Raw genomic sequence first — 15,174 nt, forward strand, 5'->3', positions numbered from 1 at the left:
CGCCCCCGCCGGGCAGAGATCCTCAGGCCGTGGTCACGGTGCGGTCGAGGGCGCTGCCCCTGACCCACTTGTTCCACGACATCTCATAGAAGCTCCAGCCGTTGTTCCACGCGAGGCCGCGCTTGGACCCGGTGATGATCACGGGGTCGCCGCGGTAGGCCCACGAGTAGAACCACTGCGCGGCGGCGGGCGGGGAGTTCAGGCAGCCGTGGCTGACGTTCTGGTGGCCCTGCGCCCACACGGTCGCGGCCATCGAGTGGATGTACTCGCCGCTGTTGGAGATCCGCACCGCGTGCGGGATGACCTCCTTGTAGCCGCCGTTCTTCTTGTCGTCCGGCTTGACGCCCATCCACTCCGACGTCATGATCGCCGGATTCTCCTTGCCCATCGTCAGGTGGATGCCGCTGGTGGTCAGGAAGGTGTCGACGCCGTTGACGACGCGGCCGCCGCGGCCGGCGCTGATGCCCCAGCTCTTGACCTTCCGGCCGTTCTTCTTCACGACCAGGCGGTGGGTCTTCGTGCTCGCGGTGATGATGTGCGAGTCGCCGATGCGGAACCGGCGCGTGTAGTCCGAGACGCCGTAGGTCCGCTTGCCCGACTTCACGCCCGAGAGCTTCGCGGTGAAGGTGACCGGCTGGTTCGGCTGCCAGTACTCGCCGTTCTTGGTCCGGAAGATCACCTGGGTGTCGCTCACCCAGAACCACGCGCCGGTCGCGGCCTTGGCCGACTTGACCTCCAGGGCCCGCTCGACGGCCTTGCGGTCGCCGACCGGGCGGTTGAACGTGACGATGATCGGCATGCCGACGCCGACCTTCTCGCCGCCGTTCGGGCTGACGTCGGCGATGTCGAGCTCGTTGGCGGCCTTGAGCGTCGTGAACTTCGAGTTCACCGCCGTCGCCTTGCCCTGCGGGCTCTTGGCGGTCGCCGACACCGCGTACTGGGCGCCGGGACGCAGCGTCCGCGACCTCCAGCTCGTCTTGTCGGCCGACATCGCGCCGTCGACCGGCTTGCCCTTGAGCGTGACGCTGACCTGCTCCAGCTTCCCGCCGGTGGCCGTCACGACGACGCCCGCCTCCGGCCTGGCCTTGCCGTTGCCGTTGCCCGGGTCGATCGTCACCTGCGGGGCCGCCGCGTCGTTCTTGCCGCCGACGGTGACCCCGTCGTCCTTCTCTCCCCCGGAGCAGGCCGCCGTGGCGAGGAGCAGCACGGCCCCCGCCACTCCAGCGCCGGCCTTGACACCTGCGGACACGCTCCGCTGCACCTCAACCTCCAGAACCCCACCGTCTATCAGGGAGACATTAGCGACAAAAGCCGCCGATCATGCCATGACCCGGGCTTTTACCGTTACTCCGAGATCAAAGCGTTGCAACGGGACGTCTCCCGAGTGCGCTGGGTCACCGGTTTGGGGCGCCGCGAGTTCGGGGCACGGTGAGTTGGGCGCACGGCGGGTGTGGGGCGCGGCGGCGAGCCGGGTCAGGAGAGCGCGCTGCCCTGGCGCCACTTCTCGAACGACACCTGCCACTGGCCCCAGCCGTTGTCGGGCTCCAGCTCCCGGTCGGTGCCGGTGAGGTCGATGACATCGCCGCGCTGCATGATGCCGTAGAACCAGCTCGCGTTGGACGGGCTAACGTTGAGGCAGCCGTGGCTGACGTTCGCCGAGCCCTGCGACCCGACCGACCACGGCGCCGAGTGCACGTACTCGCCGCTGTTGGAGAAGCGGACCGCGTGGTTGACGACCTGCTTGTAGTAGCCGGGGTCGCCCTCCTTGCGGCCCGGGGAGACCATCGTGACCGGGTCCCCCTTCTCCATCAGCAGGTGGACGCCGCTGGTCGTGGTGAACTCGCGGGTCTCCCCGTTGCCCGCGCTGAACGGGATCGTGCGCAGCGTCCGGCCGTCCCGCTTCACCGTCATGTGGTGCTTGGCGATGCTCCCGGTGGTGATCTGCGCGGCGCCGATCGTGATGACCTGCTCGGCGTCCTTGGCCCCGTAGACGCCGCCGCCCGCGTTCACCCCGGCCAGCCGCGCCTGGAAGCGGACCCGCTGGTGCGGCTGCCAGTACGTCTTCGTCCGGTAGGTGACCTGGTCGGGAGCGATCCAGTTCCAGGCGCCCTCGACCGGCTTCTCCGGGGTGACCTGGAGGGCGCGCTCCACGGCGGCCTTGTCGGTGACCGGGCGGTTGAACCGCAGCATGATCGGCATGCCGACGCCGACCTTCTCGCCGCTGAGGTTCGGCGTGATGTCGGTGATCGACAGCGTCTTGGCGGGCTTCAGCGTCGTGAACGCGCTGGTCGCCGTGGTCTTGCCGTCGCGGGCCTGCGCGGTGACGGTGTAGGACGCGCCGGGCGTCAGCGTCCGCCCGGACCGCCACGACTTGCGGTCACCGGCCAGCTGCCCCGTGATCGCCGGGCCCTGGTTCCCCTGCACGGTGACCTTGTCCAGCTTGCCGCCGGACGCCTTGACCTCGATCGTGCCGTCCGGCCTGACCTGGGCGGTTCCGTTGGCCGGTGTGATCGTCACGGTGGTCTTGGAGTCGCCGGAGGCGAGCTTGCCCACCCCGCCGCCCCCGCAGCCGGCCGCGAGCAGCGCCACCGCGCCCGCGCCCCCGGTCGCCACCAGTCCGAACCGCCCCTTGACTCCCACCGATCTCCCCCATGTCCAAAGATTCCACCCGTAGCGGTAAAATCTATCTGACTAGGGGAGACGTCCCGAACAGCCCGAAAGTTCGGAGTCGGCCGGGCCGAATTTCGTGATCGCCCGCGCGCCCGCGGGAGCGGGGTCGGGCGGGGTCAGGCGGAGGTCGTCCCGGCCCGCGCGGGCTCGGCGTTGACGTGGCGGAGGCAGCGCCGGAAGCCCCAGACCGAGACGCCGACGCCGACCGCGCCGAGCCCGGCGACGATGCCCGTCCGGAACCACAGGTACATGCCGATCGACTCGTTGAACAGCATCCACAGGCTGATGACCACGTTGGCGAACAGCACCATCGACCACAGCAGGGAGATGCGCAGGAAGAACTGGTGGACCCGCTCGTGCCGCAGGAACGCCTCGGGGATCGGCGCCATGTCCTTCGCGAGCTTCTTGGCCAGCGGGCGGCCGAGCGGCACCGATGCCAGGAACGACATGCCCACGATCAGCGTGCCGAGCGTCGGCTGGAGGAAGTAGACGACGGCGCTGTGGGTGGCCGCGGCGAGCGCCGCGCGGACGGTGACGCCGACGGCGGCCAGCAGCAGCATCCCGGGCACCTGGTGGCCGCGCAGGTAGCGGTAGGCGATCCCGCCGTAGACCCAGGCCACGGCGGCGACGAGCGCGCCGTTCAGCCCGAGGAGGACGAGCGCGGCGTAGAAGACCGCGACGGGCGCGATGACGCCCTCGACGAAGCGCGGCAGCGCGTGCAGGAGCAGCGCCTTGACCTGGGGCAGCTCGAAGCCCCCGGGCCCGGTCTCCTGGGGCCCCGCGTCCGGCGCGGAGGGCTCAGAGGGACGCTCGGACGCCGGGAGGGGCGGGTCCGCGGGCGTGCTCGCCGGTCGTTCCATCGAGTGCAGCGCTCCCCGATCGGTGTGCATGGACGGTGTGCCTGGCGGTGTACATGAACGCGGTCGTGGTCACGATTCGCACCACGGTACGTGATGCGGGCCGCGCGTCCACCCGCTTTGGCAGGGAAACGCCCGATTTGCTCCCCGGTCTCGGCACGGGGAGGCAAAGCCGCGGGCCCCGGCCGCATCCGGTCAACGCCCAGCTCGGCCACCTGGCCGGACCGTCCTCAGGCGGCGCCGGAGGGGCCGGTCCCGGACGGCGGCTCCGCCGGTGGATCGGACGGCGGATCGGACGGGGGGCGGGCGGGCTCGGCGTCACGTGCGGCGGCGTGGACGGCACGCAGCGTGACCGCCACCGACGGGCGGCCGACGCTCGCCTTCCGCGTGACGGCGTACACCTCGCGGGCGAGCGTGCACTCGGGGATGCGCCGGACCGCCACGCCCTGGTCGCCGGCCGCGAGCGCGAGCGCGGGCACGGCGGTGATGCCGATGCCGCGCGCGACGAGGCTGAGGATCGTGTGCAGGCCCTCGAACTCCCACGGGACGGGGCGGGCGCCGCCGACGGTGTCCAGGAGCCGCTCGACGGCCTGCCGGGACGGCTCGCCCGGCGGCGCCGCCATCCACGGCTCCTCCCGCAGCTCGTGCAGCCGGACGGGCCGCCGCGGATCCGACAGCGGGTGCGAGGACGGCACGACCAGGACCAGCGGGTCGCGGCGCAGGTGGAAGAACTCCAGGACGGCGGGCGACTGGTCGGGGACCTTGCCCGTCCAGTCGTCGATGAGGGCGATGTCCACCTCGCCGCTCTGCACCTGCCGGACCCCGTCGCCGGGCCGGGTCTGCCGGAGCACGAACGTCAGCCCGGGGTGGTCGCCGAGACTCTGCGCCAGCGCGGGGGCGAGCGCGACGGCGGCGGTGGGGAACGCGGTGACCACCACGCGTCCCATGGGGGTGTCGGCCTGCGCCGACAGCTCCGCCTCGGCCGCCTCGACCAGCGTGAGGATCTCCTCGGCGCGCGCGGCGAGGCGCCGCCCGGCGTCGGTCAGCTCGGCGCTGCGGGCGGTGCGGTCCAGCAGCGGGAGGCGCGCCTCCCGCTCCAGCGCGGCGAGTTGCTGGGACACGGCCGAGGGGGTGTAGCCGAGGGCGGCGGCGGTGGCCGCGATGCTGCCGCGCCGGGCGAACTCGGCGAGAAGCCGCAGGCGGCGGAGCTCCAGCATCACTCCAGCTTACGGTCACCATCGCTGAGACTCGCTTGTGATGATGCTAATTGCGGGAAAGCATGACAGCGACACCCGGCCGGGGTCGCACACGGGGGATCTCTTCACACCGTCCGCCCGTCGTTCCGTCATGCCTGGAGTTCTCGATGCCTGCCCTGACCCCGGCCGCGCCCGCCCGGCCGCTGCCGTTCGCGCCCCGCCCGGTACCGCTGTCGGCGACCCTCGCCGTCAACGAGGCGATCGCCCGCAAGAAACGCCAGGGGGTGCGGGTCCTGCCGATGGGCTTCGGCGAGGCGGGCATCCCCATCCATCCCGCGCTGACCCGCGAGCTGGAGGCGGCCTCCGGCCGGGGGGCCTACGGCCCCGTCGCCGGGTCGGCCGCGCTGCGCGCCGCCGCGGCCGGGTACTGGAGCCGGCGGGGGCTGCCCACCGACCCGTCCGCGGTCGTCGCGGGGCCCGGGAGCAAGCCGCTGCTGTTCGCGCTGCTGACCGCGCTCGGCGGGGACGTGGTGGTGGCCGCGCCGAGCTGGGTGTCCTACGCCGCGCAGACGTCGCTGGCGGGCGCCGAGGCCGTGCCCGTGCCCACGGTCGCGGGCGAGGGCGGCGTGCCCGACCCCGGCCTGCTCGCCGACGCGGTGACGCGGGCGCGCGCCCGGGGACGCTCCGTCCGGGCGGTCGTCGTGACGCTCCCCGACAACCCGACCGGGACCCTCGCGTCCGAGGACACCGTCCGCCGCCTGTGCTCGCTGGCGCGGGAGCTGGACCTCGTCGTCGTCTCGGACGAGATCTACCGCGACCTCGTGCACGCCCCCGACCGAGCGGTGCCCTCCCCCGCCCGGTTCGCGCCGGAGCGGACGGTGGTGACGACCGCGCTCAGCAAGAGCCTGGCGGCGGGCGGCTGGCGGCTGGGCGTCGCCCGGCTGCCGGAGGGCCCGTTCGGCCGGGCGCTGCGCGACAGCGTCCTCGGCGTCGCGAGCGAGGTGTGGTCGAGCGCGCCCGCCCCCATGCAGCACGCCGCCGCCTACGCCTTCGCGGAGCCGCCGGAGCTGGTCGAGCACGTGGCCCGGAGCCGCCGCCTGCACGCGGCCGTCACCGGCGCCGTCGCCGACCGGTTCGCCGCCGCCGGGGCGCGGGTGGTGCGGCCGGAAGCGGCCTTCTACCTCTACCCCGACCTCGGGCCGGTCCGGGAGGGGCTGCGGGCGCGGCACGGCGTCCGGACGTCCGCCGACCTCACGGGACTGCTGCTGGAGCGCTACGGGGTGGGCGTCCTTCCCGGCAGCGTGTTCGGCGACGCGCCGGAGGCCCTGCGCATGCGGGTGGCGCCGAGCCTGCTCTACGGGGAGGACGACGAGCAGCGCCTGGCCGCCCTCGCCTCCCCCGCCCCGGCGGCGCTGCCCTGGATCGCGGACGGCCTGGACCGGCTGGCCGAGGTGCTCGCCGACCTCACCGAGACGGCGCACAGGGGCGAAGCCGTCCCGGCGTGACCGCGCTTCACCCGCGGACCGGACCTTTTCCCGCATAGCGCGGGAATTGCGGAGGGTAAGGGAGTCGAACCCCTTCGAGTTTCACCTCGACGTCGGCTTTCGAAACCGCTGCCTTACCGTTCGGCCAACCCTCCCGTCGGCGCCGGGAACGCCCGGTGGGCGGCCGGGCCGCCCGGGTGGACCAGCAGGGAATCGAACCCTGATCGCTTCCTTGCAAGAGAAGTGTGCTTCCGTTGCACCACAGGCCCGTTGATCACGCTCAGCAGGGGCGGAGGGAGTCGAACCCACTTTCCGCTGGTTTTGGAGACCAGCCGCCTAACCGGTGGCTCACCCCTTCGGACCGTCGTTCCCGACGTGTTCGATGATGGGCCAGGACGGCGAATTCCGGCAAAGTATTTTTTGTCCCCGCCAGGCGGCGGACGGTCACTGTACGGAGGGTTCGAGTCGCGCATCGTGCCGATCCCCCGGTCATTGATCATTTTCCTGCCGGCCGCCGTCCACCGGCGCCGCCGCGGCCGCCGATAGGCGCCCGACCGGCGCGTATAAGGGTGGTGTAAGGTCCAACAACGCACGGGGCGAAAGTCACGAACTCACCGACCGCGAACCATCGGGCGCCCAGTCGGGCCGTCCCGTGGTAAACCCAGGACACGCGCGTCGTCACGTGAGTGTGGAAGAAGGCGAGGGGCCCGGCATGAGGCATGCACGGGACGGGGCTGCCGCCGCGATGAACGCGGCGTCGAGGATTCTCGTCGCGCGGGGGAAGAACGAGCCCCAGGAGCTGGAGAACCCGGACGTCGCCTGGGGCCAGCGCGCGCGGGACGGCGTCTGGGTGCCGACCAGGGACGGGCAGCGCCTGCACATCGGCATCGACGTCGCGGCGTCCGACACGGTCGCGCAGGTGCTGCGGCCCAGCCTGCGGGTTTTCGTCGGCGTGGACCGCGACACCGACATCGTCGCGCAGACGACCGACAACGGGGTCCGGCTGCTGACGGTCATCCACGGCCCCGAGGCGCCGCCCGAGTTCCGCTTCGTGCTCTCCCTCCCCGACGGCCTGGCGCTGGAGGCGATGCCCTCCGGTGGCTACGACGTCGTCCACCTGCGCTACGGCGCGACCGTCGGGCGGCTCTACAACCCGTGGGCGAGCGACTCGATGTTCCGCCAGGTGAAGGCCGACTACGTGATGGAGGGGCCGGTCGTCACGATGCGCGTCCAGCACGCCGACGCCTACTACCCCGTGGTCGCCGACCCGCACTACGCCCGCTGAGCGCCCGCCCCGCCGAGCCCCGCCGACCCGGTGGAACGTGCTAGGAGCGGACCTTGCCGACCACGAACGGGTCCTCGAAGTCCAGTTCCCGGCTGACCTCGCGGAGCGTGGCCGCGCCGATCCTCCCCTTGCGGTAGAGCGCGGTCAGCTTCGCGCGCTGGGCCTCCACCAGCTCGGCGCGGACGTAGCGGCTGTTGGGCGGGCGCGCCTCCTTCTCCCTCCCGCCCTCGCGGTCGATGAGGTAGCGGACGCGCTCCAGCCGGACCTCCAGCATCTGCCGGAACGCCTCGGCGGTCTGCTCGTCCACCTCGTCCTCCTCGGCCAGCTCCTCCAGCCGCGCGAGCGCGGCCTTCAGCCCGGCCTTGCGCGCGACCATCGACTCGCGCCTGCGCCGGCCGGACTCCACCAGCCCGAACCGGCGCAGCAGCAGCGGCAGCAGCGGCGCCTGGCCGATCAGCGTGATCAGCACCACGAGCGCGGTGAGCAGGACGAGGGGGCCGCGCTCGGGCCCGACGGCGGCGGGCAGCGACAGCGCGATCGCGAGCGAGATCGCGCCGCGCATGCCGCCGAGCCCGATCACGGTGCGCTGGCGGATGCCGAGCTCCTCCCGCCCGCCGGGCGCCAGCCGGGCGAGGGGCCCGGCGCCGAGCTGCCACAGCAGCCGGACGCCGATCACGACGCCCGACACCGCGAGCGTGGTCACCGCGATCTCGCCCCAGGTGTGCCCGCCGGGGTGGCGGAGCACCTCGCGGATCTCCAGGCCGAGCAGGACGAACAGCGCCGACTCCAGCAGGAACGTGAGGATCTGCCAGAAGGTGTTGCCGACCAGCCGGGACGCGGGCTGGAGCACGCCCTCCCCGTGGGTGCCGATCGAGAACCCGGCGACGACGGTGGCGAGCACCCCGGACACGCCGAGGTTCTCGGCCGGGACGAACGCGAGGTAGGGCGTGACCAGCGACACGATGATCTGGCTGACCGGGTCCTTGATCGAGCGCCGGACGCGGCGGATCACGATGCCGAGCACCAGCCCGTAGGCCACTCCCCCGGCCACGACCTGCACGGCCCGCACGGCCCCGTGGGCGGGGGTGAACCCGCCGTCGAGCGACTCGACGGCGAGCGCGAAGACGGTCAGCGCCGCGCCGTCGTTGATGAGGCTCTCGCCCTCCAGGATCGTCACCATCCGGGGCGGGGCGCCGAGCCGCTGCATCACCGAGGTCGCCGCGACCGGGTCGGTGGGCGAGACGGCCGCGCCGAAGGCCAGCGCGGCGGCCCAGCCGAGCCCGGGGAGCAGCGCGTGCACCGTCCCGGCGACCGCGACGGTGGTGACGGTGGTGAGCCCGAACGCCAGCGTGACGATCGCGGCGAGGTCAGCGCGGGCCTCGCGCGGCGCGGTGAAGAACGCCGCGTGGTAGACCAGCGGCGGCAGGAAGCCGAACAGCACCAGCTCGGGCGCGACGACGACCTCCGGCAGCTCGGGCACGAACCCGGCGCCCATCCCGAGCAGGACGAGCAGGATCGCGTCGGGCACGCGCAGCCGCCCGGCCAGCCCGCGGGTCAGCAGTACCACCACGGCGACGACCAGGAACACGACGAAGAGCCGGTCCGCTGCCACGTCCGTGATCTTCTCCGGGAATGCCGCCGGTATACGCGTGCGGGCGCATGGATCGATGGAACGGTCCCTTTCGCGGCGCGCGGAACCGTCCGGGCGGCGTGTGCGCGGACGAGGGTTCCGGGCGTCATATGGTGGAGGTCGGGCCGCGTTTCGGGCCCCGGCGGCAGTGCCGGGCGCACGACCCCCCGTACCGCGCCGGGGGCCGGGGGTGCCATCACAGGAGCCGCCGGCCCCGGTCCCCGAGACTGGAGTCACCGTGATCTTCACTCATGACACCGAGCAGGCGCTCGCGGTCGTCGTCGACCTGGTCAACACCAGTGCCGCGACGGACGGCGAGGAGGGGCTCGCCGGGCTGCCCGACCTGCGCGCGTTCGTGGAGCGCAACGACTTCAGCGGCGTGGGCGAGCTGACCGAGGCCGACCTCGCGCGGGTCCTCGGGCTGCGCGAGCGGTTCCACGCGGTGTTCCGGGCGCCCGACGTGCCCGCGGCGGTCCGGCTGATCAACGAGGTGGTGGGCGGGGTCCGCACCACCCCGCACCTGACCGACCACGACGGCTACGACTGGCACGTGCACTTCTTCGCGCCCGGCGCGCCCATGGGCGAGCACCTGGCGGCCGACTGCGGGATGGCGCTCGCCTACGTCGTCGCCGAGGGCGAGTTCGACCGGCTGCGCACCTGCGAGGCGCCGGACTGCTCGCGCGTCCTGGTCGACCTGTCGCGCAACCGCTGCCGCCGCTACTGCGACAGCCGCACCTGCGGCAACCGCATGCACGTCGCCGCCTACCGCGCCCGCCAGCGCGAGGCGGTATTTCAAAGTCCCGGCCCACGTCCCTCGCCTGGCGGCTCGGGACGTGACCGTGCCTTGGCGGGCGCGGAATCGCTTCGCGATCTTCCCGGTGGGGGCTCGCCTCCGGCGTCGCCCCCACCGGTCAGCTAACGCGCCCGCGTGACGGCTGAGGCCACTTTGCAGCACGCTCCAGCCCCCCGATGAGCCCGCGCTAGACCACTGGGCCCGCGCTCAACCGTCCCGGGCGGTCGTGGTGAGGTGGCCGACGGCGGCGAGGGCGCGGCGGGCGGCGGCGACGTCGTGGACGCGGAAGACGCGGGCGCCGAGCCAGGCCGAGACGCCGAGGACCGCGAGCGTGCCCGCGCCGCGCCGGTCCACGGGACGGCCGAGGGTCTCCCCGATGAAGTCCTTGTTCGACACCGCGACCAGCACCGGCCACCCGGTCGCGGTCATCTCGCCGAGCCGGCGGCTGATCTCCAGCGAGTGCCGGGTGTTCTTGCCGAAGTCGTGGGCGGGGTCGATGAGGATCGCGTCCCGCGCCACGCCGAGCGCGACCGCCCGCTCGGCCTCGGCGGTGACGTGCCCGATCACGTCCGCCATGACGTCGTCGTAGCCGACGCGGTGCGGGCGGGTGCGGGGGTCGAGCGCCCCGGCGTGCGAGCAGACCAGGCCGATGCCGTGCGCGGCGGCGACCGCGGCCAGCTCCGGGTCGGGCCCGCCCCAGGTGTCGTTCAGCAGGTCGGCGCCCGCCCGCGCGACGGCCTCGCCGACCTCGGCGCGCCAGGTGTCCACGCTGATCACGACGCCGGGGTGCCGCTCGCGGACGGCGGCGACGAGGTCGACGACGCGGCGCAGCTCCTCGGCGACGCCGACGTCCTCGCCGGGCCCGGCCTTGACGCCGCCGATGTCGATGATGTCGGCGCCGTCCGCGACGGCGCGTCCGGCCGCGTCGAGGGCGGCGTCGAAGGCGTAGGTGGCGCCCCTGTCGAAGAACGAGTCGGGCGTGCGGTTCACCACCGCCATGATCGCCCGCGGGCCGACGTCGTCCCCGTTCAGCCGCAGCGGGGCCTGGAGTGGATGGCTCATGACGAACCACACCGTCGCACATCCGGGGCCTCCCCCGCGAACCAGAAGCCGGTTCGGTTCAACCGAGCCCCTCGCTCGTCACGGTCGCGCGGTGTCGCTAACCTCAGAGGCCACGCCCACCGCGGGGCCTCGGCCCGCGGCGGCCCCGCGTCCGACCGATTCGGCCAGGAGGATCCGCTGACCAGGCGAGCACTCATCACCGGCATCACCGGGCAGGACGGCTCGTACCTGGCCGAGCATCTGCTGGAGCAGGGGTACGAGGTGTGGGGGCTCGTGCGGGGGCAGGCGAACCCGCACGTGTCGCGGCTGCGCAAGCACATCGGCGACGTGCGGATCACCACCGGGGACCTGCTCGACCAGGGCAGCCTGATCTCGGCGGTGGAGCGGGTGGAGCCCGACGAGGTCTACAACCTGGGCGCGATCTCCTACGTGCCGATGTCCTGGCAGCAGGCGGAGCTGACCGCCGAGGTGACGGGCATGGGCGTGCTGCGGATGCTGGAGGCGATCCGGGTGGTGTCGGGCATCAGCCCGTCCCGGACGCCCGGCCGCGAGCAGATCCGCTTCTACCAGGCGTCGTCCTCGGAGATGTTCGGGATGGTGCGCGAGACGCCGCAGAACGAGCGGACGCCGTTCCATCCGCGCAGCCCGTACGGGGTCGCCAAGAGCTACGGGCACTACATCACGCAGAACTACCGCGAGTCGTACGGGATGTTCGCGGTGAGCGGCATCCTGTTCAACCACGAGTCGCCGCGCCGGGGCGCGGAGTTCGTCACGCGGAAGGTGTCGCTGGGCGCGGCGCGCATCAAACTGGGCCTGGCGAGCGAGCTGCGCCTGGGGAACCTGGACGCGCGGCGCGACTGGGGCTACGCCGGCGACTACGCCCGCGCGATGCGGCTGATGCTCGCCCAGGACGCGCCCGAGGACTACGTCATCGGGACGGGCCAGACCCGGTCGGTGCGGGAGCTGGTGGCGTTCGCGTTCCGCTCGGCCGGCCTGGACTGGGAGGACCACGTCGTCCTGGACGCCCGCTACACCCGTCCGGCCGAGGTCGACCTGCTGTGCGCCGACCCGAAGCGGGCCCGCGAGCAGCTCGGCTGGGAGCCCGAGGTGACCTTCGAGGGCCTGGTGACGATGATGGTCGAGTCGGACCTGCGGATGCTGGCGGGGTCCGCGCGCCCCGAGGACGAGCCGTCCGGCCCCGACCACTGGTGAGCCGCCCCCCGCGCGGGTGATCTTCCAGGGGCGACGTGCGACGATGCTGTCATGGCGACTTGTGAGCATGTGCGGTCCCTTCCGGTGGAGGACCCCGCCCCGAACACCCCGGACGGCTGCGAGGAGTGCCTCGCCGAGGGCGCCCGCTGGGTGCACCTGCGGCTGTGCCTCGGCTGCGGGCACGTGGGCTGCTGCGACTCCTCACCGAACAAGCACGCGTCCGCGCACTTCGAGAAGGAGGGGCACCCGGTCGTCCGGTCGTTCGAGCCGGGCGAGGACTGGCGGTGGTGCTTCGTGGACGAGCTGATCGTCTGATGCCCGACGTCCGGCTGGGCACCGCCCCGGGGCGCTGGATCCTGCTGGCGACCGTGCTCGGGTCGAGCGTGGCGATGCTCGACTCGACCGTCGTGAACGTCGCGCTGCCGAGGCTCGCCGACGACCTCGGCGCCGACATGGCGGGCCTCCAGTGGACGGTGAACGCCTACACGCTGACGCTCGCCGGGTTCATCCTGCTCGGCGGCTCGCTCGGCGACCGGTACGGGCGGCGGCGGATCTTCCTGGTCGGCGTGGTGTGGTTCGCGGTGGCCTCGGTGCTGTGCGGCGCCGCGCAGGACGTCGGGATGCTGGTGGCCGCGCGGGCGCTCCAGGGCGTCGGCGGCGCGCTGCTGACGCCGGGATCGCTGGCGATCATCCAGGCGTCCTTCGCCGCCGACGACCGGCCCCGCGCGGTCGGCGCCTGGTCGGGGCTCGGCGGCGTCGCGGGGGCGGTCGGGCCGTTCGCGGGCGGCTGGCTGGTGGAGGCGGCGGGCTGGCGCTGGGTGTTCCTGCTCAACGTCCCGCTGGCGGCGGTCGTGGTGCTGGTCGCGGCCCGGCACGTCCCGGAGAGCGTCGACCCGGACGCGAGCGGCCGCTTCGACGTGCTCGGGGCGGCGCTGGCCGCGCTCGCGCTGGCGGGGACGACCTACGCGCTCACCGAGGCCCCGGGCGGCGGCTCCAGGGCGACCGCCGCGGCCTTCGCGGGCATGGCCGGGATCTCCGCCGCCACCGTGTTCGTGCTGGTGGAACGTGCCCGCGGCCGGAGGCGGCACCTGCCGGGCGTCCGGTCGAAGCGCGTAGTCCCGCATCCCATGCTGCCGCTGGAGGTGTTCGCCTCGCGGCAGTTCTCCGCCGTCAACCTCGTCACGTTCGTCGTGTACGGGGGCATGGGCGTGCTGTTCTTCCTGTTCGTGCTGAACCTCCAGGTCGTCGGGGGTTTCTCGCCGATCGCGGCGGGGACGGCGCTGCTGCCGGTCACGGCGTTGATGCTGCTGCTGTCGGCGCGCGCGGGCGCGCTCGCGCAGAAGATCGGGCCGCGGATCCCGATGACCGTGGGGCTGCTCGTCGCGGCCACCGGCATGGTGCTGGTCGGCCGGATCGGCGCCGGCGCCTCGTACGTGACCGACGTGCTGCCCCCCGTGATCGTGTTCGGGCTGGGCCTGTCGGCGGTGGTCGCCCCGCTGACCTCGACCGTCCTCGCCTCCGCCGACGAGCGGCACGCGGGCGTGGCCAGCGGCGTCAACAACGCGGTGGCGCGGGCGGCCGGGCTGCTGGCGGTGGCGGCGATCCCGCCGCTCGCGGGCCTGACCGGCGCCGCCTACACCGACCCGGGGAAGTTCTCCGACGGCTTCCAGGTCGCGATGATCGCCTGCGCCTGCCTCCTCCTGGCCGGAGCCGTCCTGAGCTTCCTGACGGTGAGCGGCGACGCCCTGCGCGGCCCGTCCGGCGAACGCCGGGAACCCCAATGCAAGAGCAGCTGCGGCGTAGGCGCCCCCCAACTGCAACCCGAACCGGAGTCCGTCCCAGCAACCAAAGCGGACGCGGCCTAGGCAGCACCTGGCAGCGACCTCAACCGTCACGCGGGCGCGCTAGCTGAGCGGTGGGGCCGAAGCCGGAGGCGAGGCCCCACCGCGAAGATCGCGAAGCGATCCCGCGCCCGCCAAGGCACGGTCAAGGCACGAGCCGCCAGGCGAGTGCCTTGGGCCGGGACTCAAATCAACACAGTCCTAATCCGGCTATGTCCAGGACCGGGTCCGCCGGTTGGCATACGGTCAGGGCATGAATCTGCGGCAGCTGCGCTATGTCGTGGCGACCGCCGACCACGGCACGATGACGTCGGCGGCCCAGGCTCTCTATGTCGCCCAGCCCGCGCTGTCGCGGGCCGTCCGCGAACTGGAGCGCGAGCTCGGGGTGGAGCTGTTCGCGCGCTCGGGACGCGGCGTCGTGCTCACCGCCGTCGGCGAGCGGGTGGTCCGGCAGGCGCGGGTCGCGCTGGAGGCGGTCGACGCGATCGAGGGCATGGCGGTCACCAAGGCCAACGGACGTCCGGGCGCCGAACTGCGGGTGGCGACCACCGCGTCCCTGGAGCCGGAGCTGACCGGGCGGCTCATCCCCCGCTTCGCCCGCGACCAGCCGGCCGTCCGGATCCGGGTGGTGCGCTGCGAGGACCGCGACCAGGTCGCGGCGGCGGTCCGCGCGGGCCGCGCCGACCTGGCGCTCGCCGACCTGCCGGTGCCCGGCGACATGGCGGCGCATCCGTTCGAGCAGCGGGAGGTGGTGCTGATCTCGCCGCCCGCGCTGAAGGTGCGCGAGCCGGTGCCGCTGACCGCGCTGGACGGGATGCGGCTCGTCCTGCCCGCCCGGGGCAGCGCCCGGCGCGCCGAGATCGACGCGATGCTGCGGCGGATCGGCGCGACCCCGGTCGCCGCCGTGGAGTCCGACGAGCGCGGCGCGTGGCTCGGCTGGGTGCGGGCGGGCCTGGGCTCGCTGCTGTGGTACCGCAACCAGCTCGACGACACCGAGGGCGTCACCGTCCGCTCGTTCATGCCGCCGATCACCCGCATGATCGGGCTCGTCCACGCGCACCGGCAGCTGCCCCCCGCCGCGCGCGACTTCCTGGCCTTCGCCAAGGTCGCCTCCCGCGACCAGCACTGACGCCCCGGCCGGCGC

13 protein-coding genes and 3 tRNA genes are annotated in these 15,174 nt (G+C 73.3%); 7 read left to right on the plus strand and 9 right to left on the minus strand.

Features of this window, described 5'->3' with window-relative positions; genetic code table 11:
- Positions 1-22: 22 nt before the first annotated feature.
- From K2F47_RS33920 to K2F47_RS33935, 4 genes are all read right to left on the minus strand, one after another.
- Entirely contained in the window at positions 23-1,249 is a 1,227-nt protein-coding gene (locus K2F47_RS33920) for a L,D-transpeptidase (protein WP_242910220.1), read from the minus strand.
- 224 nt (positions 1,250-1,473) lie between these two features.
- The gene (locus tag K2F47_RS33925; protein WP_242910222.1) at positions 1,474-2,640 is read right to left on the minus strand and encodes a L,D-transpeptidase; all 1,167 of its coding nucleotides are present in this window, start codon (positions 2,638-2,640) and stop codon (positions 1,474-1,476) included.
- Positions 2,641-2,786: 146 nt separating this feature from the next.
- Entirely contained in the window at positions 2,787-3,530 is a 744-nt protein-coding gene (locus K2F47_RS33930; RefSeq protein ID WP_242910224.1) for a VC0807 family protein, read from the minus strand.
- A gap of 227 nt (positions 3,531-3,757) precedes the next feature.
- Complete coding sequence (locus K2F47_RS33935) at positions 3,758-4,744, minus strand: LysR family transcriptional regulator (RefSeq protein WP_242910225.1); 987 nt, start codon at positions 4,742-4,744, stop codon at positions 3,758-3,760.
- A 146-nt stretch (positions 4,745-4,890) separates the two neighbouring features.
- On the opposite strand from K2F47_RS33935, the gene K2F47_RS33940 reads away from it, so the two are divergent.
- Positions 4,891-6,228, plus strand: coding sequence for a pyridoxal phosphate-dependent aminotransferase (locus K2F47_RS33940; protein ID WP_242910227.1), 1,338 nt, complete (start codon positions 4,891-4,893; stop codon positions 6,226-6,228).
- A gap of 49 nt (positions 6,229-6,277) precedes the next feature.
- On the opposite strand, the gene K2F47_RS33945 is transcribed toward K2F47_RS33940, so the two are convergent.
- The 3 genes from K2F47_RS33945 to K2F47_RS33955 all read right to left on the minus strand — a co-directional run bounded on the left by K2F47_RS33945 (position 6,278) and on the right by K2F47_RS33955 (position 6,563).
- Positions 6,278-6,362 (minus strand) — tRNA-Ser (locus tag K2F47_RS33945).
- Positions 6,363-6,405: 43 nt separating this feature from the next.
- Positions 6,406-6,476: transfer RNA gene (locus tag K2F47_RS33950), tRNA-Ala, on the minus strand.
- Between the two features lie 15 nt (positions 6,477-6,491).
- Positions 6,492-6,563, minus strand: a tRNA-Trp gene (locus K2F47_RS33955).
- 356 nt (positions 6,564-6,919) lie between these two features.
- On the opposite strand from K2F47_RS33955, the gene K2F47_RS33960 reads away from it, so the two are divergent.
- Positions 6,920-7,492, plus strand: coding sequence for a hypothetical protein (locus K2F47_RS33960; protein WP_242910228.1), 573 nt, complete (start codon positions 6,920-6,922; stop codon positions 7,490-7,492).
- 40 nt (positions 7,493-7,532) lie between these two features.
- On the opposite strand, the gene K2F47_RS33965 is transcribed toward K2F47_RS33960, so the two are convergent.
- On the minus strand, positions 7,533-9,104 hold the full coding sequence (locus K2F47_RS33965) for a Na+/H+ antiporter (RefSeq protein ID WP_242910229.1): 1,572 nt from the start codon (positions 9,102-9,104) through the stop codon (positions 7,533-7,535).
- 256 nt (positions 9,105-9,360) lie between these two features.
- Here K2F47_RS33965 and K2F47_RS33970 point away from each other — a divergent pair, with 256 nt between their 5' ends.
- A complete protein-coding gene (locus K2F47_RS33970) occupies positions 9,361-10,041 on the plus strand; it encodes a CGNR zinc finger domain-containing protein (RefSeq protein WP_242910230.1) in 681 nt (226 codons plus the stop codon).
- Between the two features lie 81 nt (positions 10,042-10,122).
- Here K2F47_RS33970 and folP read toward each other — a convergent pair whose 3' ends face one another.
- A complete protein-coding gene (folP, locus tag K2F47_RS33975) occupies positions 10,123-10,977 on the minus strand; it encodes a dihydropteroate synthase (protein ID WP_242910231.1) in 855 nt (284 codons plus the stop codon).
- A gap of 177 nt (positions 10,978-11,154) precedes the next feature.
- Between folP and K2F47_RS33980 the strand changes: the two genes are divergently transcribed.
- The 4 genes from K2F47_RS33980 to K2F47_RS33995 all read left to right on the plus strand — a co-directional run bounded on the left by K2F47_RS33980 (position 11,155) and on the right by K2F47_RS33995 (position 15,159).
- The gene (locus tag K2F47_RS33980; protein ID WP_242910265.1) at positions 11,155-12,189 is read left to right on the plus strand and encodes a GDP-mannose 4,6-dehydratase; all 1,035 of its coding nucleotides are present in this window, start codon (positions 11,155-11,157) and stop codon (positions 12,187-12,189) included.
- Positions 12,190-12,240: 51 nt separating this feature from the next.
- On the plus strand, positions 12,241-12,504 hold the full coding sequence (locus tag K2F47_RS33985; RefSeq protein WP_242910232.1) for a ubiquitin carboxyl-terminal hydrolase 14: 264 nt from the start codon (positions 12,241-12,243) through the stop codon (positions 12,502-12,504).
- Positions 12,504-14,054 (plus strand): MFS transporter, encoded by a 1,551-nt coding sequence (locus K2F47_RS33990; RefSeq protein ID WP_242910233.1) that lies wholly within the window; start codon positions 12,504-12,506, stop codon positions 14,052-14,054. Before K2F47_RS33985 ends, K2F47_RS33990 begins: the two co-directional genes overlap by 1 nt.
- Positions 14,055-14,283: 229 nt before the next feature.
- Positions 14,284-15,159 (plus strand): LysR family transcriptional regulator, encoded by an 876-nt coding sequence (locus K2F47_RS33995; RefSeq protein ID WP_242910234.1) that lies wholly within the window; start codon positions 14,284-14,286, stop codon positions 15,157-15,159.
- Positions 15,160-15,174: the final 15 nt, after the last annotated feature.

It is taken from the genome of Actinomadura terrae, from assembly GCF_022751215.1.
Taxonomy (GTDB): Bacteria; Actinomycetota; Actinomycetes; order Streptosporangiales; family Streptosporangiaceae; genus Spirillospora; species Spirillospora terrae.

Bases quoted from the DNA above. Each gene is read 5' to 3' on its own strand.
- K2F47_RS33990 (WP_242910233.1), top strand. From the start codon at position 12,504: ATGCCCGACGTCCGGCTGGGCACCGCCCCGGGGCGCTGGATCCTGCTG.
- K2F47_RS33935 (WP_242910225.1), bottom strand. From the start codon at position 4,744: ATGCTGGAGCTCCGCCGCCTGCGGCTTCTCGCCGAGTTCGCCCGGCGC.
- folP (WP_242910231.1), bottom strand. From the start codon at position 10,977: ATGAGCCATCCACTCCAGGCCCCGCTGCGGCTGAACGGGGACGACGTC.
- K2F47_RS33960 (WP_242910228.1), top strand. From the start codon at position 6,920: ATGAGGCATGCACGGGACGGGGCTGCCGCCGCGATGAACGCGGCGTCG.
- K2F47_RS33940 (WP_242910227.1), top strand. From the start codon at position 4,891: ATGCCTGCCCTGACCCCGGCCGCGCCCGCCCGGCCGCTGCCGTTCGCG.
- K2F47_RS33995 (WP_242910234.1), top strand. From the start codon at position 14,284: ATGAATCTGCGGCAGCTGCGCTATGTCGTGGCGACCGCCGACCACGGC.
- K2F47_RS33930 (WP_242910224.1), bottom strand. From the start codon at position 3,530: ATGGAACGACCGGCGAGCACGCCCGCGGACCCGCCCCTCCCGGCGTCC.
- K2F47_RS33985 (WP_242910232.1), top strand. From the start codon at position 12,241: ATGGCGACTTGTGAGCATGTGCGGTCCCTTCCGGTGGAGGACCCCGCC.